Here is a 23,005-nt window from a genome sequence, read left to right on the forward strand (position 1 = left end):
GTTTTTTAATACCTAAAATGAAAATGGGACTGAAGAATCAATTCTGATTCATCAGTCCCATAAATTATAGAGCCAGAAAAACCGCAGAAGCGAACAGGCTTCTGCGGTTTTTTGGGTTGCTCTTCTTTTACAAAGTCTCAATTGGCTCAGCGCCAAAAACGGGTCATCTCCGCTTTGTCTTTCAGGTTGAAAGCGATCATGTCCTCAATCAATGCTTGATCGATCGGCTCAGTCCACTTGATGCGAAAAATGTTATCCGTATGGCTGTAACCGGCGTTTTCAATGGCATCGGCAAACTGTTCAAGACACTTGGTTTCAGGGGAGACAGAAAAATGCGGTTTTGAAACGCTGAAACCGATAATAAAGGTCTCATGGGCGGTGAACATCGGCTGATTCCACTTGATGACTGGAACGAGGTCAGGAAATTTCTTGGTAATAGCGGCAAATAAGGCACGCAGTTTTTCTTGCTTTACTGGATCTTCAATGCTGGTTAAGTAAGTTTCTAATACATCCATTGGGAGGATCTCCTTTCGTTTTAAGGAACGAGCACAGGGAATGTCGATCACTAAAAATAACGCGTGTTCGAAATCAAATATTTTGTTACTTAGAGTGTACTGTAAAGTTAGTAAGTTGACAAACCTGTTGCCTTGCATGGGGGATAAAGCCTTCAGAAACAAACATTTTTTGCAAAAAGTAACGCTAAAAACAACTTTTTTCTGCTCGAACAAAAGCCAAACATCAGTAACATTCCAGTATTATCCTGCACGGTTCCTTGAGATCAGCTTAACTTTTCAGAAATAACAAATGAAAAAGCAGATTATTTTCAGAGAAAACTTTCAAAAAGAAATCGGTTGCATTCAACAAGAATTCTGCTAGAATATAACTTGTTCGAACAAGTTGTTGAGCGAAAGCAAAAAGAAAGGAGGAGGACTTGTGACCAAAAGGAAACCGGTAACCCAAGCAGCCAAGAAAGAATATGCAAACAAAAGTATGCGGTTTAATCGTTTTTTACTTTTTCGTTATATGACGGCGATCTTTTTCTTTGTCAATCTTTATTGGACCCTATTGAGTCTGTCTCAATGGACATGGGCTGGTTTGATTCCCATTGCCTTATTGATCGTTGATGGACTTATACTTATTGAACAAACTCAAAAATATTGGCAGCAATCGAATCGTTTACTGGTGACAAAAATCGGATATTGGCTCCAATTCGGTGTCAATCTGATTGCAATTCTATTTATTTTGATCGGGCAGCAAGCAACATTGATTCCTTTTATGAATCAATCGGGTAGAGGCATCTTACTTGCCTTGTTTACTGTCGGCATGATCGCGTGCCTGTTCATCCAGCGTAAAGCGTGGTTGATCGAGCATGACCGCGACAAATATTTCACGTATTTGACTACATTTGAAACTCAAGGAGGAACAGTCAATGGATTCAGAAAATAACAAAATGTTTGCCTTCTTGGACCGCTACTTAATGGGTCCAATGGGGAAAATCTCACAATTACGGATCGTTCGTGGGGTCATGGCAGCCGGGATGGCGTCGATTCCTTTCACTATTGTAGGATCTATGTTCTTGATCGTCAGCGTTTTGCCACAAAGCTTCCCTGCATTAGAGGGCATTTGGAGTGCGTCATTCGATAAGATCCAAAATCTTTACATGTTAGGTAATACCGCAACGATGGGGATTTTAGCACTTTACTTCTGTGTCGTGTTTGGTTACGAGTACACCAAAATCCAAGCACAAGAAGAAAAAATCGTTCTTAGCCCAGTCAATGGCGCGTTGCTTTCAATGATGGCGTTCTTTATGTGCTTGCCACAATTAGTTTTTGAAGGCGGTATGGCAACATTAGTCAATGTCATTTCTGATGACCAAAAAATCATCGATGGTTGGGAAATGGCTGGCGGGGTGACTCGTTTAGGAACAACTGGGATCTTTACAGCGATCATCATGGCGATCATTGCCGTAAAAATCTACGCATTCTGTGTGAAACGCAATATTGTTATCAAAATGCCTGACACAGTGCCAACAGGAGTATCTTCCTCTTTTACAGCATTGATCCCAACGGCACTGACTTCATTAGCTGTAATCGTCATCAATGGTGCATTAGTCGCAATGGGCACAGATATTTTCAAAGTGATTGCGATTCCATTTAGTTTCGTGACGCAATTGACTAGTACCTGGATCGGACTGCTTGTTATCTACTTCTTCATGCATGCACTATGGATCGTCGGTATTCATGGGGCAACGATCGTGACCTCATTCTTGACGCCAATCGTGTTGTCAAATATGGTGGAAAACCAAAATGGTGCCAACATTGCCTTTGCGGGTGAGTTTAACAATAGTTTCGTAACGATCGGTGGTTCAGGAGCGACGTTAGGAATGGTGATTTTCATCGCCTTCTTTGCAAAATCAGCGCAGTTAAGTGCTTTAGGAAAAGCAGCGATCGTGCCATCCTTCTTCAATATCAATGAACCGATTTTGTTCGGGATGCCAGTGGTATACAACCCATACACAGCGATCCCATTCTTCTTAGCACCGATGGTTTCAATGTCCGTTGCTTATTTTGGCATCAACTTAGGCTTTGTTAACCCACCGATTGCCCAAGTAGCGTGGCCGACCCCAATTGGCTTATCCGGCTTTATTGGTTCAGGTGGTGACTGGCGTGCCTTTGTCTTAGCAATCATCTGTGCAGTCGTTGCTTTCTTGATTTGGTTCCCATTCATCAAAATGTATGATGGCAAACTATACAAGGACGAACAAGCAAACGCAACGAAGGCATAATCAATCCGTTTTTTTGATAAGCCGGCTATGAAAAATAGCTGGCTTTTTTTACGCCAAAGATGATAATAGTAGTAGAGAATCCGAAGGAAAGGAGTAGGCAAATGACGAAACTCAGTATTGAAGACTTAGCAGCAGAATTGATCAGAAAGATCGAAGCGGGTGACATTGGAAATGAGCAGGGGAAGATGCCTAGTGAACGAGAGCTTTTGGCGATTTATCCAGTTTCTCGTTATACGTTACGTCAAGCCCTCAATAAATTGAGCAAGATGGGCTGGATCTACCAGATGCAAGGCCGCGGCTCGTATATTCGCTTTCAAAACAACCAAAAACCGACCATTGAACAAGGAGATCTTGGCTTCAATGAAGACTTGACACGGGGCGAGAAAAACATTCGAACGGTCAAAGCCTCAAAGCGGCTGGTCAAAGTATCAGAGGCGCTGTTTCTTCCAAGTCAAAAACAATTTGCGAAAGATCAACACTTTATCGAAGTCCAACGGTTTCGCACGCTAGATGACAAACCCTATTTGATTGAACGCTCCTATTATATACCTGAAATCGTAGGGGAGATCTCCGAAACGATGATGGAGGGGTCAATGTTCCAAGCTTTGGCAGAAGAAAAACAACTGTCAGTCGCCTTCATCGACAAGTTCATCCAAAGCAAACCGCTAACACAGGAACAAGCTGCGTTCTTTCATCTAGAAGAAGGAATGCCCGCACTGATCGTACGAGACGACAGCTATCTGAGAAATGGGGAGCTATTAGCCTTTTCGATGATCCATTATGATTATCGGATGGCGACATTATACATGCATAAAAAGTTGTTCGTTTAAAGAAAACGGATTTTCAAGAAACGGTTCTTTCTTTTTTTGAAGGCAAGAGAAAAGCAGCCCATTAGGGAGAAAAAAACTTACAGTTGCGGAGCAGCGGACTGGAACTTGCTTTCAAACTGAGAAAAAAGGGATCGCTTCCAATGGCTGAACCCTGACTGAGCAGTAAAACTATATAATAGGTAAAGTATCGATCAGCGACCTTGGCTTATAAGGACGCTGATTTTTTTGTGGGGATTGATCAGCGGTTAAGAAGGCGTGATTGTTGATTCAAGATAAAGATCGTTTAAAGAAGACCATTCGTTTCCTTAATACGAGGATATTTTGCTCATTTTTTAACAATATCATGTGGATAATCGGCTTGCTCTGACAAATATTTCATCAAGTGAAGAAATATCTGATTTTTCAATCTGTTTTTGCTTTGATACTATCAAATAGACAACAGATGTTCTGCGAACGGAAGCCGTCTTTTCGTTTAATGGCTATTTTATTGAGAAACAGGCCGATTCACTTACTTGATTTCTATCTTCCAAAATAATTGGAGATCGTGGAAATGATGGGATGTGGTGGTTTTTGCTTTCTTTTTTGAGCGAATGACGGCAAGAAGGAAACGGACATCACTGCTCAAAAGGTCACAGCAGAAACGTCAGCTCGTTTGAAAGAACGACCGCGGATAGAACAGCCAAAGTGCAAACTTTCACGAAAGTAGACGTTCAAGCAGACCCATTTGTAGACACACTAAATTGTTCAACGAATCAAATCATCGATTAGTGAGGAATCAGGAGGGGTAACATGGCATTATTTCGCAAAAAGAAAGATGAAGAAACTTACGAAGGCGTTCATGTCTACGACGAGGAATATGATGAAGAAGAGTACGACGAAGACGAGTACGATGATGAAGAATATGATGACGATGAGTACGACGATGAAGAATATGATGACGACGAGTACGAGGATGATGAGTACGAGGAAGAGGAATATGAGGAAGATGAGTATGAAGATGATGCCCAAGAAGAGCTACTGGCATTAGAAAATACCGTTTCACAACTGACCAAAACCGTCGAACATTTGACCAAGCAATTGGAAAACAAACAAGAATCCATCAATCGGATGGCTTCACAAGCGACGCAACAAGAAAGTATCATTTATGAAAACAAGCAACTGCAAATGCGTTACAACGAGTTACAGCAGCAGTTAAAAGAAGCAGAACGTCAACAAGAAGCCCTCAAAACCAATTATGAGCAGGAAATTGAGCAGTTGACAAGTCAAGAAGACGAATTGATCGAAGTAGAAGAAGAACTCGAACAATTGCGTCAAAGAGAAGATGAACTGCTAAAAGAATTAGAAGAGAAAAGCAAGCAAGTCCAAGCTTTTGAAGAAAAAGCGATTCATTTAGAAGAAAAAGCAGCGATTATCGAAAACTACAAATTAAAAGAAGTCGAAAGCATGCGGCGGATCACTTCGCTTGAAAATGAAAATCAACAGTTGAACTTGCGCTTGCAAGAAGCGGAAGCGAAATATCGGGATCTTGAACGTTCAAGAGTCGAACAACTGGCAGATAAGAATGTTTTACAGCGTGACTTGGAACGTGAACTGGCTAAGGTCGAACAAATGAAGGACGAGCTGGCGACGATTTTGATCGAAGCAAAAGAAAAAGCACGGGAAACCGCTGCTGAAGCAGAACTGGAAGCCGACAGAAGACGTCAAGTGGCGGAAAATGAAGCTCACAAAATCATTTCAGAAGCATCGATGGAAGTGATGAAAATCCGTCAAGAGATCAAGCAATACCAAGAACGACTTACGGCGTTTCATCATGAGTCGAAAGGGTTGTTTGAGCAGTTGATCCAGCATAGCAAAGTGTTGAATCTTCCAGACTAAAAAGAAGGTTATGAGTCGGAATAGACGAAAAGGTCTGCTGAATAATTTCCGAGAGCGACACGACAAAGGAGGGAAACCCACTAGGACCATACATGCTGTATAAGAAATCACGAGCATCAACTACGACTTGATTTCTTATGAGCATGTTGGTTATTGGGACGAATGTGACGAATGATATTTTAAAAATTGCCATCTATCCAACCTTGAGTCCAAATCTTGAGGAATTATTTTACAAACAAGAGGCACTTCCATCAGTAATCACTGCTTGTGATAACCTCTATCAAAAAAAGTGGCCGCTCAAATCGTCGATTCGCAAACAAGTGACGCATTACTTTGAGCAATTTTATTCCATCGAAGCTTTCACCCATCATATCGAGATGGAGATCTTACGGAAAAAAATTGATTACTCAAAATTACGCATTCCCTTGGAACAGCAATTTCCTCAGTTTGTGTGGACGCAAATCGGCATTAATCATGTGTCCGATGAGAAAAGCAATTTGTTTTTAGAGTTTGTACCAATCGCTTACACAGAAGAAGAGTTTCCCTTTACGATTCAGTTGGATGCCAGCTTGCAGCAGCAAGCCCCCGCTGGTGTAAGTGATGCGAACGACTTTAAAGAGCAACTGGCAAAAATCGTTCAAAGCGTGATCGACGAACAAAATGTCACGTTCGTGAGTCGCCCGAAAGCGCAAGTCCATGAAGAAAAACGTCAAGGCAAAACCGATGCAGTGAAAAAAGAGCTGGAAGACACGCTCGAGTTCCAAAAGGTCAGTGCGGATGAGCCACCAAAGTTCAAAAAGAAAGTTCGCAAAAAAAGCAGCAAAAAAAAACAGTCAAAAAAAGGCAAGCAATTGCCCAAAGTCAACGCCAATGAATTAGCGTTGGAAGAAGAGGCGAAACGAGAACGAGCAAGCAAAGAGCGCTTGCGCTTGGCCAATCAAAAGCTTGAGATCTACATCGAAAACTTAGAAGCTTCTTTGATCAAAAATAGTATCCACTATTTAAACAGCTTGACCGATGAAGAAGACGAGAACTGGCATACGCAATTGAAGATTAGCTTACGAGAATATACCTATCTTTTTCAAAAAGCCAAATACCTGGAACAGGTTTGGCGCATCAATGACAATCTCGTACAAAAGATCGAAAAAATGACGTTGAACGAAAAAGAGTTGACCTATGAGAGAGGACAAGTGCAGCAAGTGGTCGACAATAACCTTTCTGCTAAAGATATCAGCTTGGTTTTTTATGAGTGCAGCGTGATTGAGTCACGGGTCAAATTGTATGAGCGACCATGGTTTAGAAAACCCTACGCACGTATTATGAAGATGGACTATGACAATCTTTTACGAAAAGCCGCGTACTTTGATCTTCTCCAAAGCGAAAGTTATTTGTTAGAAAAAAAAGCATTGATCGAAGGCAATACAGACGTTAGGAGCAGCCTATGAGAACCCAAAAGCAAAAACAACGATTCTTATTCTTATACCGCATCTACTTTATTGCTTCTTTGATCCCATTAGCGGTATTTTTGCAGCTGACCGCCTATTTTTATCTCTCTGCCTTTCGAGAATATGTCACTATCAGTCACTTGTTTTTACTCGCTCTTTTGCTAGGTTTTACGATGTATTTGCGGAACAATGCCTTTCATTATCAATTGCTACTTGTGCAGCTCGAGAAAAATGAAAGCAAAGACCATGAACGACCAAAAAAAGGCACCAGCAAGAACAGCCCCAAGGAGGAGGATCAAGAAGATGAAAAAGCCCAGAAGAAACGTAAAAAGTCTGTTAGCGATCGGAGCATTTATCGGAATCATCAATAATCAAACGATTTCTGAAGCCATGGTTCGATCGATCTTAGGTGTAGAACCATCTACTTATATGGAAACCATCGATGCACAACGAGAAAGTCGTGGGCAATCGATAATGGATGCCCTCCGACCGGTATCCTACGAAGGAGCTGACAGGATAACGGAGCCACTTGATACTCCTCCAGAACAAACAAATGAAAGCCTCCCAGAAGAATCGGAGCAGGCCGAAAAAGGAACGGAAGTCCAAGTCGTAAATGATGTTGAACGACCGGCAGATGATGGGCAGACAGACGAGGAAGAAACAGAGAGCGGCACCGATGAAACAGAAGATCAAGAGGCCGAAGACGTTCCGTCGATGCCAGAGCCTTCAGAAGGCGATCAACAGCCGAATCAGCCTGCTGGACCAGAAACAAATGAGGAAGAAACCAACGATACCAACAGCAGCAACAATAGCGGAAACAACCAATCAAATGGGAATCAAACCAATCAGGACAAAGAAAAAGATCCCGATCCAATCACTGAAGAACCCGAATCGCCGATTGATGAAGAAGAGCGGGAAAGCAACTTTCAGTTTTCGGTTTCTCGTAATCTAACGACACAACAATTCATCAATGAGATTGGTTCTGACGCGCAAGATGTTGCCTATAACAATGATCTTTATGCCTCAGTGATGATCGCACAAGCTATCTTGGAGACCGGCTCAGGAAACAGCGCCTTATCCAGTCCGCCAAACCACAATCTCTTTGGCATCAAGGGCAGCTTTCGTGGGCAAAAAGTGACCTTCAATACGCAAGAAGATGATGGAAGTGGTGCGTGGTATACGATCTCTTCCAATTTCCGTAAATACCCAAGTTACCGTGAATCCATCGAAGATTACGCTCGCTTACTAAGAGGAGGCATCACAGGCAATACGCGCTTTTATGCCCCGGTTTGGAAAGAAAATGCCCCAACCTATCGGGAAGCAACTGCATGGTTGACAGGGCGCTATGCCACGGACATCCATTATGACCAAAAGCTGAATGCGTTGATCGAGGCCTATGATCTAACCATCTATGACAACGAGCCGACCGAAGAGGTCTTGGAAGAGATTGAACGCACACGTGCACAAGCAATCGAAGCAGCCCGCAAGGAAGAAGCTAAGACGACCCGTTCGTTGTTTGAAGACTTGCAAAGAAGCTCGGCAAATCGTCGAGGCTCAGGGAATTTGCCAGCGTCCATTCGGACCGTCAAGGATCGCTTGCAGGAAAATGCCAATGCCAATACTTATGCAAACCAATTAAGAGGGATGGAACGAGCGGGCAGCGAGGTAGATGCCAATGAGTAATCAGTCGCAAGCACCTAGAAGAAAAAAACGTCCGCCACAGCCTGCCAAACGTGAAAAAAAACGAGAACAACCAGAGGACACACCGAGAAATCCCCGAATCGAAAAGTTTCAAGCGCAAGGCAAGCAAGCCAGCCCTTCAAGTGGCAAGAAACGACCAAAAAAGCCACCTCAAAAAGAACCGACAGGACAGGCGCCTGCGAAAAAGAAACGAAAAAAAGCGGCTAGCACAGCGAATCGCCCCAAATTACCGACCGAAAAGCAGCATCCTAGCAAGCAAAAAGAAAGAGCAGCTGCCAGTACGACCAGTGAAGCACCACGCAAAAAGAAAAAGCGTCCACCGCAGCAAGCACGTCCAAGCCAGCGCAACGAGCAGGGGAAAACTAAGAAATCAAGTAATCCGAATGCCAAATCAAAAGGGACCCACAAGCAAGGCAAAAAACCAGCGGAGGTTTCCCAGAAACGACCAACCCCGCAAAAAGGCAAAGCTGCGACGAAGAAACCAACAGCTAAAAAGAAATCTGGTGATCTCGTACTGAAAATCATTTATCTGATTTTCTTGGTTTGTAGCATGACTGTCCTCTTTACGTTTATCGGCTTATATGTAGCTGATCAAAACGAGATGACGGTTTTCAATCATCGGGTGGTGCGTTTATCTGATAATGGGATGGCGAATCTTGACAGCTCTGCATTACGCACACAAGATTTGATCATTTTAAGAGAACAAGCCTTCACTCAAGTACAGCCAAACGGGATCGGAGTCTTTACAAATAGCTCAGGAACAGGCTATATTGCCCGCCGAGTGCTATCGATCGAGGCTGACGAAGAGCAAGGCTATCATTTATCCGTCATTGGTGATGGACAGGCATTTGGGGAAGAAGCCATCGAAGCAGACCGTTTCGTTGGGGAAGTCTCAATGAGTATCAACCATGTAGCAGATGTGTTTCGTTTTATTGATCAAAACTTGATATTATCTATCATCTTCTGTGTATCATTGATCGCCTTATTCATTCTATTAGGCATTTATCTCTTTACTTGAGAGCCGTCATTACTTGAGAAAAGAGGAAACAAGGTTGCAAAAAAAAATAGTGCTAAGAAATAGTATCGCGGGTCTGCTTTTCTTTCTTTTGTTGCTTAGCATCTTGATTTGGCAGAATAATCAGTCTATTCACATTCGTCGTTTAGCGGATGAAAATGAAGTGTTCGAAAAAATCGAGATTTTGGAAGAATGGCAGGAACGAATGACCCTTACAGGGACGACGATCCAACGATCCGTTCGGGTAATGAACGCCAGTGAAGTGCCAGTGTTTGTTCGAGCAAGCTTTGAAGAAGTGCTGCGCTATATCGCGCCAGACAGTGAGGAAGCAGCCTTTGAGCAGGCGGCTGATGCGAGTGATGCGCCAGACTTATTACCAGTACTGTCTCGCTTTGATGAAAACGAAATTTTAGCAAGAGGGTATCAGAACGTGACCCAGCAGATCCCAGAACTCATTGGAAATGCTCTTGATGGTCAAGTGATGGTTTGGATCAGCGATGAGACGATCGAAGAGTTGGCACCCACGCCTGCCTTGGATGCCTTCGATAGCGAAGAGATGCAGGAGTTATTGGGGGGATTAGACGCTGAAGGACAGGATAATCCTGAGAGCTTCTACGATCACACCGAAGGCAATGAAGAAATGGAGGAGCAACCGTCATCAGACTTGATCGATGGTCCGCCAGATCTCTGGCAAGAACCGGTCCTTGTCGAAGCGCACTTCAGCTATTCCTTTCGACGAAACCAACAACCGGTCATGCAGAAAATGAGTGGGGAACTGCTGCTGCTCAATCCTGCTGATCCGGTTGCTGAGTGGACCTTTGAAGCAGCCAACTTGACCTATAGTTATTATCTTGAAGGGTATCGTTATTTTGTTCGAAACTGGGCGGAGTCGCAGCTAGCCAGCCCCTTTTCCACCAATGAAGAACCTACGGGATTCACGTATCTCGGAGAACAAGGAACGATTGACCAGTCGTCATTTGATTACACGACGACAGAATCTGGGTTAGGCAGTGCCTTTCAATTGCCAGAGATGATCAGTGCGTTTCCCGATGCTGCTGGGTTGTATCCGACCCAAACGGTGAAAACGCTAAGCAGCTTTGTGTCTGAAAGTCCCGCCCAGATCGACTCAGAAGCCATCATGATCGAATTCGGCTCTTTGAGCGATTACCGTCAGATCGATCGAAATACTTGGATCTATAATCCCGATGATGGCTGGTTTTATTATAGTTTCCCTTTGGACCGATCCTATCAAAGTGAAGACGGTTATGGCGTCACCCGTTCACTGATCGAACAAGTGATGATCGATACAAGTGTCGCAGACGATAGCCATCTTGCCTACGAACTTTTACCGAAAGTCGAAGTCATTCAGGCTTCTGATCGACAATCATTAAAGGAGGTCTTTCAGTTAGACAATGATCGGCCAGAGAGTGCCACTGCGATCATCTATCGGCATTTGCACTCACTTCAATAAGTTGCTAGAAAATAAGTCAAGGAGAGATTCACGTGAAAATGGTCATTGAAGAAATTGAATACCGTTATTTTCTTCAATACGGGAAGTATTTGGATTATTTCTACCAACAATACATGCAAGCGAATGTCGAAGATCCTGATGTTGAAAAAGGGATCGCCGAGATTCAGCGACTGGTTGAAGAAGAAAGGTATCATTATATCAGGGAACGAATTCGCATCACACGCAAAGCCAAAAAAAGTATTCCATTAGCTGACTACCCTGATTTCAATAAACTGATTCACTGGGGGTTCACCCTTAGCAAATTATCTTTTCTTGACCCAGATACAAGTATCAACCAGCTAGAAGAAAAGGATTCTCCTTGATCGGGGGTTAGGCAAAAAGCAGGTGATGAAACTGAAAAACGGCAGACAAGCACATAGAGTACTTGATGAATCAGGGTTCAGCCTTGTTGAGATCCTTGGAGCGATCGTCATTCTCGGGATCGCGATGGTCATGATCGCCATGCTGATTATCCAAAACAACCTGATCCTTAGCTACAATACCCGAATGGAAGAGGCCATCGCAGCACGAGATGACGTCAAGGAATGGCTAATCTACCGAGCGCAGACCCAAGATTTGGCGGATTTGAATATCGGGATCTTTACTGCTCGCCCATCTTGGATGATGGGCGATCCAGATGACCCCTCAGAAATTCGCAGACACCATTTGGTCCTCGATAATTCAGGGATTCAATACAATGCGCAAGGGCAACCGATGTATGAAGAAATCCCGATTGCTGTAGATGATCTCAATCGGGGACGATTTATTCGCAAAGTGGTATACGATCATTCTGGCGCTCATTTGCCGCAGCCCTTGGCAAATTCGGAAGAAAATCGCCTCTATATGGGAACGTACTTGTCGGAGAATGAAGAAACCACCAACTATTTAGTCAAGGTCTCCATTCGTGAAGACCCCAGGCATGGACTGCGAGAAGACAGTTATGATCGTCGGCAGCTGGGCATCGGACTTATTATTCAGGTCTTCGATAAACAAACGGGCGCATTTTTGACAGAAACGTATCTGCATTGGGTAGTTGACTATTGAAAGGGCTGGCTGTTCTTGCGGAAGTTGCAAAGGAGGGGCGCAGATGAAGCATCGGTTACAAGATGAGCAAGGAGTCACGCTTGTCGAATTGTTAGGGGCGATCGTGATATTCGGCATTATCATTGCTCTCTTTTCTGGGACACTTTTTCTGATCGTCCAAGCCTCTGTCCGTCAAGGTCGAATTGCTGCCTTTCAAGGGATAGCGAATGAAATCATGGCGCAAGCAGATCAAATCGCCAAAATTGACGGCATCTATGAGCATGCGGGGTATTTAGGAAAATATGATAGTCTTCTTTTCCACGAGGAACATATTGTCAAAACCATGCCCGAAGGAACCTTAGGGGCAGCAATTACGGAAGAGGGCAGTCCGCGAATGGTTGTGACGGATATCACAGATACCAACAATATCCGTGCCAGAGTCTATGATACGAAAGACCCTACCATCAAGTTAAAGATCATTCAACAAAAAAATGAGAATGAAGCGACGCTGACCCATCACTATACGCCAAATTATCGCGATACGTTCAGTATCCAGACCAAATTTTTCGTTTTGTTTTACACGGAAACGATCAATTTTGCGGATTATTATGATGATTTGACTGGCTGGTGGCAGATGGAGGATCTGGTCACTGATTACCACGAGCAGATTATCTATAGACGAGAATTTACGATCAATTATCGGGACAATGAGAAAGCAAGAGGGGGGGTACCGGGGAATGGACGATGGTAGACAAAATGAAGCGGGTTTTGCGCTGATTTATGCCCTCGCGGCGATCATTCTTTCCTCTTTGATGATTGGCTTGGTTTTCCTAGTTGCTCGAAATGTCAATTCACAAATTCGAACGGTAGATAGCTTCCGTCGCGTGGAAGATGTACACGAATATTCCTTTCAACTCGCTTCTCAAGACCTAAAACTGAGAATAGATGATTTAATCACTCGAACCATGCAGAATGGCGGCTTCTATTCTAATAATAATGACTGGCAAGACAATCTAGATAACGAATTGAGATTTGTGCTGGATGAAGTCAATGTGAATGAGACCATCGATAATAAATTTTCTTTTACCTCCTCTATCGTTGACTATGAATATAATGAGATCGCCCCTTATGTAATGACGAAATCTGGTGGGGAGCAAGGATGGATCCAAGCAGCCTCGATGCTGCCAGATAAAACCAATCTTCAAATCATTATTCAAATTCAATCGCAAGTCACGGATCAGACGCAACTGACTGAAGGACAGCCGCGAGTACATACAGCTTCTGCCGAATATATCTATGAAATGCAGCTTGAAGAAGAAGACCTCGAACAAAGACAAACACAGCTGGATATTTGGCGAAACATTTTTTATCCTTATTACTTACCCTCTACAGTAGGACAAGCGGTATCCGCCGATACTTGGGTTAGAAAATTATTCGAAGTCGCCGATTTCCAGCGCATACGCCCATCATTTGATTATCTCGCCTTTGAATCGGATGACTTCCTGCAATTTGGGTTTGCCAACAATGTCCTGCAAGATTTTCAAGACGGCAGATTTTTAGATTTTCGAACAAAGCCGATTCTTAACTGGCTGCATTTCGATGGTTCCTTTTTCTTTAATCATGGGATCCAGATGGAAGGACAGGGAAGCGGGCAGTTTTCGGCAAAAAGTCTGCTTGCGATCCAGAATGACGGCGGGCAGCCTAGCAACGGGTTGAACTTGATCAAAGACGTCTTCTTGCAAGCGGGTCTAGGAATGTATATCGATTTGGGCAGTCGAGCTGGTAGCCGCTTGGTCTTATCACAAGCCTATACGGATATTTTTGCTGGAAACCTTTGGATCAACAATACTAATAGTTCGGCTTCGAGAGTTGAGCAAGAGGGGGTTCTCTTTGCTGAAGGCCATCTGAATGTTTCCGTAAATTCACCAGATGCAGGCTCTGGATTAGGCGAATTAAATAGCAATTATTTTAATTTCTATCATCGAGAAGCCACGAAACAGAATCCTGCTGCAGATGGTAGTTTGACGTTTATGAAGCCGTCGATGGTTCTGACGAGCAGCAATTTTTATGCAGGGCCAGTCACGGAAGGCTCGATCGTGCATAGTACCGAAGATACGGAACGAAGGATTACTGTTTATGGTGATTTTATGCTGACGAATACGATGATGCCTAGTGGTGGAACGATCGATGATTTCTCGTATTTTCAGAATCAAAATCAATTCACAGTGCCTCATGACCCGTCAAGAATCACTTTGGATGGCAGCAATACCATGATGGAGGTTCACGGGCTTTCATTTATTGATGCGCCGAAGACTGCTCGAAGACTGGCATTAGCAGAAGCAGGCAGCTCAGCGGTTTTTGATTCTTACTATGAAGATCCAGCGTATTGGAATCAAATCACCTTAAAAAATGGTGCCCAGCTGATCTTGGGTCATACAGGCGTTGAACCCTTTCATTTAGCTGTGGATAGAGAGTCGACCTTTGTCATGGAAATCCTGCCAGATTTGGCATTATTTGACCCGACTTTTTTAGCGACAGGGGCTCATAACCGTCGTCTTGAAGGAACGGTCGTTCTCGTACCTTACTATATGGATGACCAGGTGGAACTGGAAAATCAACTGCAACAATTAGGCGTCAATTATCGCGTCCGCGACTTTGAAAGTCAGGCGCAACCGGGGGAGGTAACGATCCTCAGAAGCTTTTTGGATCGAAACATGTGGTCTGATGATGAAGCATATTTAACCGTTACACGAATGTTTGACTATATCAACAAACTCGATTATTGAAAGGAGGGCGCCAGTTGCCGCAATCAAGTGAAAGAACGCCACGTAGAAAACCTAGAAGGCCTCTCAAAAAGTCAGAGAGCAGTCCAAGTTCAACCACCGCTGAGAAAACACAAACAGGCAACCTGTTTGACTTAGAGATCAGCTCAGAGGTTTTGTCCCTGATCCCCCGCTCGTTTGCCAAACAGCACAGCGTCTTTCCGTTAGAGAAAAAAGGCAATCGTTTGACCGTTGCGATGGCAAACCCTGGGGATTATGCGGCGATCAATGAAATGCGTTTGATCACTGGGTTATTGATTCGTCCGCAAAAAGCCCACAATGCCGATATCCAACAACTGATCGTTCGCGATTACCCTTCTGAGATCAGTTTGGATGGCTTGAGCGACTCTCTCGTTGAAACCATCGACCCAGAAGGCGACTCAAAATTAGATGATTCGCCGATCGTCAAATTGGTCAATACCCTGCTGCAAGATGCAGTGGATCGTGGCGCCAGTGATATCCATTTCGATCCCCAAGAAAAAGGATTAGTCGTCCGCTTACGGGTCGATGGGGAGCTTCGTACCCATGAAAACTTGCCTAAGAGTATTCAGACTGGAGTTACTTCACGACTGAAAATCATTTCCTCCTTGGATATCACCGAAACACGTGTGCCACAAGATGGTCGGGCAATGATTCGTAACGGGGGCAACGTGGTTGATTTGCGGGTCTCGGTTTTGCCTGTCATTCATGGGGAGAAAGTCGTGATTCGGGTGTTGGATCGCTCCAGTGGCATTCGGCGCCTAGATGAGTTTCGCTTTGAACCGAAGGTATTGGCAACCTTTAAAGCGATTTTGCATAAACCCCACGGGATCATTCTGGTCACTGGGCCGACAGGATCAGGGAAATCATCTTCCCTGTATGCGGCGTTGCAAGAGTTGAACACGCCGGAGATCAATATTATCACCGTCGAAGACCCAGTAGAGTTTCAGCTGCAAGGCATCAACCAAGTGGCAGTCAACAGCAACGTCGGTTTGACCTTTTCCGCTGGGTTACGGTCGATCTTGCGGCAAGACCCCAATGTCGTGATGGTGGGAGAGATTCGGGATGGCGAAACGGCGGAGATTGCGATTCGAGCTTCCATGACTGGGCACTTGGTATTATCCACCCTTCATACCAACGATTCCGTCAGTACCATCAATCGCTTAGTCGATATGGGGGTAGAACCGTTTCTGGTCGCTAATGCGTTAGAAGGCATCTTAGCTCAACGGCTCGTCCGAACCCTTTGTTCTTCTTGTAAGACAGTAGGACCAGCCAGCGACAAGGACAAGCAGTTATTTGAATCCTATGGCATCACGGTTACGGAACTGGCACAGCCTGTGGGCTGTCCAAAGTGTGGCAATACAGGATTCAAAGGGCGAATGGCCGTCCAAGAGCTGTTGACGATCGATGCCAAGCTGCGTCGTATGATCACGAACAAAGCGACCAACGACCAGCTGATGGATTATGTTCAGGAACGAAAGATGCGCTTTTTGTTGGATGATGGGTTAGACAAAGTGCAACAAGGCTTTTCCACCATCGAAGAAGTCTTGAAGGTGGTCGCCGCAGAAGAGTGAGGCACGGATTGATTTATCGGTGATCTAGGGATCACCGAAGAACTACATACATTGTTTTAAAAGGAAATGCACATAGAAAGGGGCTGGTTTAATGGATCAAACGAGAGTGGCAACACAAGAGCGAGCAACCAAAAGGGCGACGAGAGAAAAAACAGCTCCGACCCGTACCCGCATCCGTGAAAATCGTGAACTGAGAGAAAAAAAACGTGCCCGTAATCGCCAGAGCGATCAAGACCGATCTGTCTCGACGCGGGAGATCATTCAAAAAGCAGAACGGCAAGCAGCGACAAAAACGACGACTGCCAGCAGTGCACAAGACGTCAATCGCAACGAAGCGGCGCAGTTTGCTGCCATGTCACCTAAAGAGCGGATCGATCATTGGCTGATGATCGCTGTGGAACAAAAAGCATCGGATATCCATTTAGTCGAAGGCGTCCCACCGATTTTTCGTCGCCACGGCGACTTGCTACCGATTGAAGGGGTGCCGACCATCGACACCAAGGACATCGAAGCCATTGCCGAAATCCTTTGCAACCAACGGCAATGGGAGGAATTCAAGGAAAAAGGCGAAACCGATTTGGCCTACGAATTAGGCGACATCTGCCGCTTTCGGGTCAATATTTTCCGTCAAAAAGATACCGTTTCGATCGCCTTGCGGCAGATCCCCATCGAGATCCCGAAATTAAGCAAACTCGGTATGCCGACCGTCCTGCGGACCCTGATCCATAAAAGCCAGGGCTTGTTCTTAGTTACAGGGCCGACCGGTTCAGGGAAATCAACGACACTGGCTGCGATGCTGGACTATTTGAATGACACCAAAAAGACGCATATTTTGACGTTGGAAGATCCGATCGAGTACATCCATAACCACAAGAAAAGCATCGTTGCCCAGCGGGAAGTCGGCAGCGACACCATGTCCTTTGGCAATGGCTTACGAGCTGCCCTGCGGCAAGATCCAGATGTCATTTTAGTAGGGGAGCTGCGGGATTTTGAAACGATCTCGATTGCCTTGACGGCAGCGGAAACGGGACACTTGGTATTAGGAACCTTGCATACGTCAAGTGCCCCAGCGACCATTGAACGGATCGTCGATGTCTTTCCTGCCGATCAGCAGACTCAGATTCGTACACAGCTTGCTGGCGCATTACTAGGGATCTTGTCCCAGCGCTTGCTGCCAACGATCGATGGCAATGGACGGGTAGCAGCAACCGAAATGATGCTCAATACCCGAGGGATCGCCAGTTTGATCCGTCAAGGGAAAACCCACCAGATCCATAATATGCTGCAGATGGGGAAAAACGAAGGCATGCATACCATGAGCGCCTCTTTAGAAGAACTGGTTGCTGCGGAACGGGTCGATGCTGATGTGGCAGATAACTTAATGGAGGAAGGGGGCGAATAGCCGATGGCACTCTTTGCCTATCAAGGCACCAATGTCCGAGGCGAAACGTTTTCTGGCAGCTTGCGTGCCAATTCCTCCGTCGAAGCCCGCCAAAAACTGCGCCAAAAGCACATCAAAGTCAGCAGCTTGATCGAACAGCCAGAAACCTTGGCGAATAAAGAGATTCAATTATTCAACAAAGTATCTCTAAAATTATTAGTTGCATACTTACGCCAGTTTTCGACATTGATCGCTTCGGGGATTACGATTGTTGATGCTTCACGAATGCTGGAAGAACAGCAAAAAAATCCGAATTTCAAGAAAATTCTTGGTGAAGTTCGGGATGAGATTGATGGCGGACGACCACTTTCAGAAGCCTATAAAGCCCATCCTAATGCTTTTCCAGTTTTGTTGACAAGTGTTATTGCCGTATCGGAAATGTCAGGGTCTTTGGAAAAAAACTTAAAGGATATGGCGGATTATTATGAAAAAAGTGCTGAGAATCGAAGTGGTCTTATCACAGCGATGGTCTACCCAATCATTTTGATCTTGATGACGTTTGTCGTAGGTATCATTTTACTAGTCATGATCGTCCCGATGTTTGTCGAAGTATTTGAAAGTTTTGATACAGATTTGCCAGCTATTACCGTGGCTACCATGGCAATCAGCGACTTTCTTCAAACTAAAGGATGGGTTTTAGCAGTCTTTATTGTAGGCATTATGATCGGCTTTTGGCTCATTCGTCGAAATGAAAAAATCGATTTTGCTGTTCATCGTTTCATTTTAAAAATACCGTTGTTCGGTGAATTAGCGATAAAAAATAATTATTCACTGTTTATGACAACTTTGTCGACTTTACTTGGTAGTTCGGTTGGTATGGTCACGGCATTGAATATGAGTCGGGATGTTGTGTCCAATAAATCAATCAAGCGAGTCATTGACGATTGCGCCTTTCAAATAGAAGAAGGGGGCAAAATGAGTGATGTTTTTCGTGGGAACCTAACCGTTCCTTTATTAGTCACTCAGATGGTAGAAATCGGTGAAAGTACTGGATCCCTTGAAGATATGCTAAAAAGACTAAGCATTATCTTTCAAAAAGAAGTGGACGAATCCAGTAAACGAATCAAAACAGTCCTTGAACCGACAGTGATATTAGTTATTTGTGTCATTGTTGGATTGATCGTCGCTGCGATCATGGTACCAATGTTTGATCTTTTTGGTGCCGTACAGGGGTAATCATTTGTGATATTAACAGAATTCCTAGACGTTCTGTTTGATATATATTTTTTAGGAAAAGTAGGAGGAGTAAATAACATATGCTTGATGCAATTTTAGTAGAAGAAAAAACAGAAAATCGTTTTAACAAATTAATGAAAGATGAGACAGGTTTGTCGCTGGTTGAGTTACTTGCTGTTGTTGTTATCATTGCAATCATTGCAGGTATCGGGGTAATTGCTATTGGAAATATCATCCAAAATGCGCGTGAAGATGCGGCTATTTCAGATGTTCAAACAGCATACTCTGCAGCGGTACTGTATCAGTCGACGGAAGTAACACCTAACAGCGGTTCTGGAGCTAACCCGAATCCGAATGAATTCACACTGCAGGATGTTATAGGTGCTAATCTTTATAGTGGTGGAGGTTTTGCTGATGTAGACGAAGTTGAGTTTGAAATTCAGGATGATGGAACTCTGCTCATTACATTAGAAGACGGTGCTTTGACTGCCGGAACAAAACGCTCCGTAGGAATGACGTTAACACAAACACAAGTTAGTGATCTAGGTCGTAAAACATTATTCCCAGATCCGCCAGCTGGCGGTGGCGGCGGAAACTAAAAACACCTTAAGTCACTAACCTGACCTAAGGTGTACGGCAACTCAACCCCCCAGGAAAAAAGGAGTTTTTTATGAACGAAATTTTGCAACAGATCCCAATGGGCCTAATCATTGGTTATCTTTTCATCATAGGAATGTGTCTAGGTTCTTTTTTCCTAGTGGTTGGTTGGCGGGTTCCCAAAAAGGAATCCCTACTGACTCGCTCGCACTGTGATGACTGCCAACAGACATTAGGTGCAAGGGACCTCATTCCAGTTTTATCATACCTTATTTTAAAAGGCAAGTGCCGCAAGTGTCAAAAAAAGATCCCGCTGATTGCTTTTCTTTATGAAGTGTTGATCGGCATGCTATTTACGGGTACGACCTTGCTGTTTTGGGGCACTGCTGAAGTGATTGCCGCTTGGTGTTTATTAGCCTTATTAGCCATTATTTCTGCCAGCGACATCTTCTATCAGTTGATCCCCAATAAAGTGTTAGCCCCTTTTTTCGCCGGAGGGATCGGTTTACGGTTGATCCAACCGCAAAATGAATTTTGGTGGTATTGGCTCGTTGGCTTCTTTGCTGGCTTCTTGCCATTGTATCTATTAGCGGAGCTCAGTAAAAAAGGCATGGGTGGCGGCGACATCAAATTATTTGCCGTCTTAGGCGTGTATATCGGCCCAGTGCAAGTCTTGACCGTTTTATTTGTCGCTTCTTGCTTGGCAGTGATCTTTTACGTGATCCAAATGCTACGGGGCAAAGTCAAAAGCCGGTACATTGCTTTTGGTCCCTTTATCGCCATTGCTACTGGCATGGTTTATCTTGGCAGCGGCTGGTTCCTTTAAATCGGGTTGCTGACCTTGGCGTTTGCTTGATTTGCTAAGCAAGCGTTGTACATAGAAATAACGTTGGTTCCTTCATAAAAACCAACAAGAAGAAAGCAGGTCCTCGTATGTTTGGCAAAAAAACAATTCCCCGCTTAGTTGGGATCGACATCCAAAAAAACTGCATCCGTTACTGTACCAAAAAAGGTGATCGCCTCAAATACGGCGAGCTGGTCGTGAATGGTACGATTTTTAAAGATGATAAGCTGCGCAATCCTGATAGTCTTGAAGCCGCCTTCAATGAGATTGCCAAACGCTTGGGATTACGCTCTATGAGTGTGGTGATCACGGCGCTAAATTCTCGTCTGCTGATCAAGCAGATCCCAATCGGCAAGATGAACTCGGAAAAAGAGATTCGCGAGTACTTGTATTTTGAATTGGGGGAGTCCATCTCCTTGCCTTTTGAAAACCCGATCTTTGATCTACTGATCCTAGGCAAAGGCAACAAGCAAAAAGCACCAAAAGCACAAAAGAGAAAAGCCAGCAAGAAGGAAGAAAAAGCAGAGCCGCAAGCTGTGGTCATCCAGCGGAATCGGTTTACCATCAATGGCAATGTGCCAGTCGTGGTCACATCAGAGCCGATTTTGATTCAACTAGGCGACACATTGAAAAAAGGCGGCCATCAGCTGATGGGCGTCGATTGCAGTTTTTTGGCGTATAGTCGCATGTTTCAGCGACAGATCAACTGGAGTGAAAATTTCGTGCTGGTCGAGTTAGATGCTGGTATCGCCAATATCACCTTTTTTGAAGAATTGGTGCCGACTTACCTGCAGTATGAAGATTATAATCAAGCCAACTGGAAATATATTGAAAAAGCCCAATCTGTGCAAGTGAACTTTAGGGAAAGTGCGGAGATCCAAGCACTGGAAGGGTTGGCAGAAACCCTGAATTCGGTGATTGCTTACTATTATCAGGAAATCTCGCCTGATTGTGAACTGAAAAAAATCTACTTAGTCGGCGGTCATCCAATGCTGCGCAAAGAAGTCCAAGAAATTTTTCTCGACGTATCTTCTTTGCCAGTCAAAACGATTTCTGCAAAAGTAAGTGAAACCAGCAAGAAAAAAATTCCCGACCGCTATGTCTTGGCTGCGGGATTAGCGACGAAAGAGGTGTAACCATGAACATCAATCTATTGCCTAATAAATTTATTCGTAATCGGGCGTTTGAAGTCATTCTTTCGGTTTCACTTCTCCTTTCGTTAGTTGTCGTTGGGGTTTGCGGGTTAGGCTTTTGGTATTATCAGCGTTTGGTGACCAATAATCAAAGCAATATCATGTCTAGTCAAGCAGAGCGTATCGTCTTTCAGCGCCAGTTAGAAGAGATGCTGGCGTCAAAATCTCAAGACCTACAAGAATTCATCGCCCTGCAAAAGCAAGAGAAATATTTCACAGCGCCTATTATGGAAACCTTTGAGGAAGTGGTATCAGGGATCGATGTGACCATCAATTCGTATAATTTGCTGCTAAATAGCGATGGGGGAACGTCCGAAACAGCCCAAGACGGCACGCCATTGTTTCCTTCGGTGAACTTGGCGGTCCAAGGGGATGTTTATGAAAGTCTGATTCGCCTCAAATCAGCTTTTGAAGCAATCGATTGGGTACATCATGTGACCTATCAATCCTTCTCTCATAGTTCAACGCCGCAAGATGGGCGCATCACTGTTTATCTCTCACGAATCGATGCACCACAAGTGATCAGTGAAGACAGCGAAGAAGAAAGCGAGGTGGAAGCGGATGACTAGAGTCTTTTTCTCCAAAAAACACATCATCATCTCCGCGGTGATTGCACTAGTTCTCGCTACCTCCGTATTCATTTTCTGGCTATTTTTGCTGAACCCCAAACGTGCCGAAGGGATCGAATTGGCTCAGGAATTAGCTGGGATCGAAGCTGAGATCCGCGACATTCAAGAACAGTTGGTCTACCTGCAAGGGGAACCAGACCTTCTTTCATCAGAGACGGTCAATGAGGTGCCGATCATTCCCAATGGCATGGCGATCGAGTCTTATTTTACCGATCTCGCTGCCCTTGAAACGGAATTGCCGATCACGATTTTGCAATCGACCTTTAATGAGGAGATGCTTTACCCTACACCAGAACAAATGGCAGATCAGACTGGTGACAATCCTTTGGCTACGCAATTTCGGGTCACAAGGATCGGCTTTGACCTCCTGAGTGAGACGAATGAAGGAATCGTGCGTTTTATTGATCGGATGGAAAACCTGAATCGCTTTTTAAAAGTTGAATCAGTCGAATATCGGCAAGGAAGCAATACGTCAGGAGCAGATGCGTTTTCGGCAAGTGTCGTTATCAAGCTGTATTATCTATCGAGCTTTGAAACGGGACAAGAACTGTTGGAGTAATCAAAGG

At 44.4% G+C, this 23,005-nt stretch carries 22 protein-coding genes; 21 read left to right on the plus strand and 1 reads right to left on the minus strand.

Annotation, left to right across the window (positions count from 1 at the left end):
* Positions 1 to 146: 146 nt before the first annotated feature.
* Positions 147 to 515: an iron chaperone gene (locus IGK61_RS06125; protein ID WP_005225664.1), complete on the minus strand. Its 369-nt coding sequence runs from the start codon at positions 513 to 515 to the stop codon at positions 147 to 149.
* 418 nt (positions 516 to 933) lie between these two features.
* On the opposite strand from IGK61_RS06125, the gene IGK61_RS06130 reads away from it, so the two are divergent.
* From IGK61_RS06130 to IGK61_RS06230, 21 genes are all read left to right on the plus strand, one after another.
* Positions 934 to 1,446: a hypothetical protein gene (locus IGK61_RS06130; protein ID WP_034878497.1), complete on the plus strand. Its 513-nt coding sequence runs from the start codon at positions 934 to 936 to the stop codon at positions 1,444 to 1,446.
* The gene (gene celB / locus IGK61_RS06135; protein ID WP_010747912.1) at positions 1,430 to 2,785 is read left to right on the plus strand and encodes a PTS cellobiose transporter subunit IIC; all 1,356 of its coding nucleotides are present in this window, start codon (positions 1,430 to 1,432) and stop codon (positions 2,783 to 2,785) included. The genes IGK61_RS06130 and celB overlap by 17 nt, the downstream gene beginning before the upstream one ends.
* 101 nt (positions 2,786 to 2,886) lie before the next feature.
* On the plus strand, positions 2,887 to 3,615 hold the full coding sequence (locus IGK61_RS06140; RefSeq protein ID WP_074536894.1) for a GntR family transcriptional regulator: 729 nt from the start codon (positions 2,887 to 2,889) through the stop codon (positions 3,613 to 3,615).
* A 789-nt stretch (positions 3,616 to 4,404) separates the two neighbouring features.
* The gene (locus IGK61_RS06145) at positions 4,405 to 5,490 is read left to right on the plus strand and encodes a DivIVA domain-containing protein (RefSeq protein ID WP_167826742.1); all 1,086 of its coding nucleotides are present in this window, start codon (positions 4,405 to 4,407) and stop codon (positions 5,488 to 5,490) included.
* Positions 5,491 to 5,627: 137 nt separating this feature from the next.
* On the plus strand, positions 5,628 to 6,935 hold the full coding sequence (locus IGK61_RS06150; protein ID WP_422704420.1) for a hypothetical protein: 1,308 nt from the start codon (positions 5,628 to 5,630) through the stop codon (positions 6,933 to 6,935).
* Complete coding sequence (locus tag IGK61_RS06155) at positions 6,932 to 7,306, plus strand: hypothetical protein (RefSeq protein ID WP_005235091.1); 375 nt, start codon at positions 6,932 to 6,934, stop codon at positions 7,304 to 7,306. Before IGK61_RS06150 ends, IGK61_RS06155 begins: the two co-directional genes overlap by 4 nt.
* Complete coding sequence (locus IGK61_RS06160; protein WP_438844766.1) at positions 7,239 to 8,618, plus strand: glucosaminidase domain-containing protein; 1,380 nt, start codon at positions 7,239 to 7,241, stop codon at positions 8,616 to 8,618. The genes IGK61_RS06155 and IGK61_RS06160 overlap by 68 nt, the downstream gene beginning before the upstream one ends.
* Positions 8,611 to 9,654: a hypothetical protein gene (locus tag IGK61_RS06165; protein ID WP_061054321.1), complete on the plus strand. Its 1,044-nt coding sequence runs from the start codon at positions 8,611 to 8,613 to the stop codon at positions 9,652 to 9,654. The genes IGK61_RS06160 and IGK61_RS06165 overlap by 8 nt, the downstream gene beginning before the upstream one ends.
* A gap of 13 nt (positions 9,655 to 9,667) precedes the next feature.
* Entirely contained in the window at positions 9,668 to 11,122 is a 1,455-nt protein-coding gene (locus IGK61_RS06170; RefSeq protein WP_422704418.1) for a hypothetical protein, read from the plus strand.
* 38 nt (positions 11,123 to 11,160) lie between these two features.
* Positions 11,161 to 11,484, plus strand: coding sequence for a hypothetical protein (locus IGK61_RS06175; RefSeq protein WP_016610400.1), 324 nt, complete (start codon positions 11,161 to 11,163; stop codon positions 11,482 to 11,484).
* A gap of 25 nt (positions 11,485 to 11,509) precedes the next feature.
* Positions 11,510 to 12,205 (plus strand): type IV pilus modification PilV family protein, encoded by a 696-nt coding sequence (locus IGK61_RS06180; RefSeq protein WP_061054319.1) that lies wholly within the window; start codon positions 11,510 to 11,512, stop codon positions 12,203 to 12,205.
* A 43-nt stretch (positions 12,206 to 12,248) separates the two neighbouring features.
* Entirely contained in the window at positions 12,249 to 12,935 is a 687-nt protein-coding gene (locus IGK61_RS06185; protein WP_074536892.1) for a type II secretion system protein, read from the plus strand.
* Entirely contained in the window at positions 12,922 to 14,970 is a 2,049-nt protein-coding gene (locus IGK61_RS06190; protein ID WP_074536891.1) for a phage head-tail adapter protein, read from the plus strand. The genes IGK61_RS06185 and IGK61_RS06190 overlap by 14 nt, the downstream gene beginning before the upstream one ends.
* 14 nt (positions 14,971 to 14,984) lie before the next feature.
* A complete protein-coding gene (locus IGK61_RS06195; RefSeq protein ID WP_008378687.1) occupies positions 14,985 to 16,559 on the plus strand; it encodes a GspE/PulE family protein in 1,575 nt (524 codons plus the stop codon).
* A gap of 91 nt (positions 16,560 to 16,650) precedes the next feature.
* Complete coding sequence (locus tag IGK61_RS06200) at positions 16,651 to 17,961, plus strand: type IV pilus twitching motility protein PilT (RefSeq protein WP_081343911.1); 1,311 nt, start codon at positions 16,651 to 16,653, stop codon at positions 17,959 to 17,961.
* Between the two features lie 3 nt (positions 17,962 to 17,964).
* A complete protein-coding gene (locus IGK61_RS06205; protein WP_074536890.1) occupies positions 17,965 to 19,176 on the plus strand; it encodes a type II secretion system F family protein in 1,212 nt (403 codons plus the stop codon).
* Between the two features lie 80 nt (positions 19,177 to 19,256).
* Entirely contained in the window at positions 19,257 to 19,775 is a 519-nt protein-coding gene (locus IGK61_RS06210) for a prepilin-type N-terminal cleavage/methylation domain-containing protein (RefSeq protein ID WP_074536889.1), read from the plus strand.
* 71 nt (positions 19,776 to 19,846) lie between these two features.
* Positions 19,847 to 20,599, plus strand: coding sequence for a prepilin peptidase (locus IGK61_RS06215; protein WP_008378680.1), 753 nt, complete (start codon positions 19,847 to 19,849; stop codon positions 20,597 to 20,599).
* Between the two features lie 107 nt (positions 20,600 to 20,706).
* The gene (gene pilM, locus IGK61_RS06220; protein ID WP_074536888.1) at positions 20,707 to 21,753 is read left to right on the plus strand and encodes a type IV pilus biogenesis protein PilM; all 1,047 of its coding nucleotides are present in this window, start codon (positions 20,707 to 20,709) and stop codon (positions 21,751 to 21,753) included.
* A 2-nt stretch (positions 21,754 to 21,755) separates the two neighbouring features.
* A complete protein-coding gene (locus IGK61_RS06225) occupies positions 21,756 to 22,379 on the plus strand; it encodes a hypothetical protein (RefSeq protein ID WP_438844767.1) in 624 nt (207 codons plus the stop codon).
* The gene (locus IGK61_RS06230; RefSeq protein ID WP_015509438.1) at positions 22,372 to 22,998 is read left to right on the plus strand and encodes a hypothetical protein; all 627 of its coding nucleotides are present in this window, start codon (positions 22,372 to 22,374) and stop codon (positions 22,996 to 22,998) included. Before IGK61_RS06225 ends, IGK61_RS06230 begins: the two co-directional genes overlap by 8 nt.
* The last annotated feature ends 7 nt before the right edge of the window (positions 22,999 to 23,005 follow it).

The organism is Enterococcus sp. AZ063 (assembly GCF_051715045.1).
GTDB classification, from domain to species: Bacteria; Bacillota; Bacilli; order Lactobacillales; family Enterococcaceae; genus Enterococcus_D; species Enterococcus_D casseliflavus.

Bases quoted from the DNA above. Each gene is read 5' to 3' on its own strand.
- IGK61_RS06140 (WP_074536894.1), top strand. From the start codon at position 2,887: ATGACGAAACTCAGTATTGAAGACTTAGCAGCAGAATTGATCAGAAAG.
- IGK61_RS06155 (WP_005235091.1), top strand. From the start codon at position 6,932: ATGAGAACCCAAAAGCAAAAACAACGATTCTTATTCTTATACCGCATC.
- IGK61_RS06225 (WP_438844767.1), top strand. From the start codon at position 21,756: ATGAACATCAATCTATTGCCTAATAAATTTATTCGTAATCGGGCGTTT.
- IGK61_RS06200 (WP_081343911.1), top strand. From the start codon at position 16,651: ATGGATCAAACGAGAGTGGCAACACAAGAGCGAGCAACCAAAAGGGCG.
- IGK61_RS06205 (WP_074536890.1), top strand. From the start codon at position 17,965: ATGGCACTCTTTGCCTATCAAGGCACCAATGTCCGAGGCGAAACGTTT.
- IGK61_RS06210 (WP_074536889.1), top strand. From the start codon at position 19,257: ATGCTTGATGCAATTTTAGTAGAAGAAAAAACAGAAAATCGTTTTAAC.
- IGK61_RS06180 (WP_061054319.1), top strand. From the start codon at position 11,510: ATGAAACTGAAAAACGGCAGACAAGCACATAGAGTACTTGATGAATCA.
- IGK61_RS06185 (WP_074536892.1), top strand. From the start codon at position 12,249: ATGAAGCATCGGTTACAAGATGAGCAAGGAGTCACGCTTGTCGAATTG.
- celB (WP_010747912.1), top strand. From the start codon at position 1,430: ATGGATTCAGAAAATAACAAAATGTTTGCCTTCTTGGACCGCTACTTA.
- pilM (WP_074536888.1), top strand. From the start codon at position 20,707: ATGTTTGGCAAAAAAACAATTCCCCGCTTAGTTGGGATCGACATCCAA.
- IGK61_RS06160 (WP_438844766.1), top strand. From the start codon at position 7,239: ATGAAAAAGCCCAGAAGAAACGTAAAAAGTCTGTTAGCGATCGGAGCA.
- IGK61_RS06230 (WP_015509438.1), top strand. From the start codon at position 22,372: ATGACTAGAGTCTTTTTCTCCAAAAAACACATCATCATCTCCGCGGTG.
- IGK61_RS06125 (WP_005225664.1), bottom strand. From the start codon at position 515: ATGGATGTATTAGAAACTTACTTAACCAGCATTGAAGATCCAGTAAAG.
- IGK61_RS06145 (WP_167826742.1), top strand. From the start codon at position 4,405: ATGGCATTATTTCGCAAAAAGAAAGATGAAGAAACTTACGAAGGCGTT.
- IGK61_RS06165 (WP_061054321.1), top strand. From the start codon at position 8,611: ATGAGTAATCAGTCGCAAGCACCTAGAAGAAAAAAACGTCCGCCACAG.
- IGK61_RS06150 (WP_422704420.1), top strand. From the start codon at position 5,628: ATGAGCATGTTGGTTATTGGGACGAATGTGACGAATGATATTTTAAAA.
- IGK61_RS06215 (WP_008378680.1), top strand. From the start codon at position 19,847: ATGAACGAAATTTTGCAACAGATCCCAATGGGCCTAATCATTGGTTAT.
- IGK61_RS06190 (WP_074536891.1), top strand. From the start codon at position 12,922: ATGGACGATGGTAGACAAAATGAAGCGGGTTTTGCGCTGATTTATGCC.
- IGK61_RS06175 (WP_016610400.1), top strand. From the start codon at position 11,161: ATGGTCATTGAAGAAATTGAATACCGTTATTTTCTTCAATACGGGAAG.